This window comes from Corallococcus sp. AB030, assembly GCF_003668965.1.
In the GTDB taxonomy this organism is placed as follows: domain Bacteria; phylum Myxococcota; class Myxococcia; order Myxococcales; family Myxococcaceae; genus Corallococcus; species Corallococcus exiguus.
In genome coordinates this window covers 1-429 of record NZ_RAWQ01000507.1, presented here as the reverse complement: position 1 = coordinate 429, position 429 = coordinate 1, and the positions used below count along the sequence as shown (strand labels likewise).

At 65.5% G+C, this 429-nt stretch carries 1 protein-coding gene; it reads right to left on the bottom strand.

Annotated elements, in window-relative coordinates:
- The coding region (locus D7Y15_RS43830) for a hypothetical protein (RefSeq protein ID WP_233605342.1) at nt 1-370 on the bottom strand (370 nt) is incomplete at its 3' end.
- Between the last annotated feature and the right edge of the window lie 59 nt (nt 371-429).

The following is a 429-nucleotide window of genomic DNA, read 5'->3' as shown; positions in this document are numbered from 1 at the left end:
ACCTGCGATTCTTGGTCGCATCGTGCACTTCGCGGGTGACTCGCCTCTTTTCCCGCGGTTGCTCTTCAGGAGGTTCCACCTGCAATCCGGCCAGGGGAACGGACTCGCTGGCGTCGTGAAGCATCCGACCCACCGCCAGTTCAGCCACCTGACCCGGGCTGTCCCACACGCCTCGTCCGCGGTTGCCCTGCAGCCACAGCTCCCCGCGCTGCGCGTGCTCGAGGATTTCGCTGGCGGAGTTCGCCGCGTTGCGCCCGTAGGAGTAGTTGCCGGGCAGGAGCATCGTGGCTGGTGCGAAGCGGTGCCCCTTGGTGTGGGAGGTTTCCCACACGTAATCACTGGGCCATTCCTTCGAGAGGTCAGAGGCCAATGGTCGACCCCACACCGCACAGCACAGATCCCGCCTGCCGTGCGTGCACACCAGCAGCA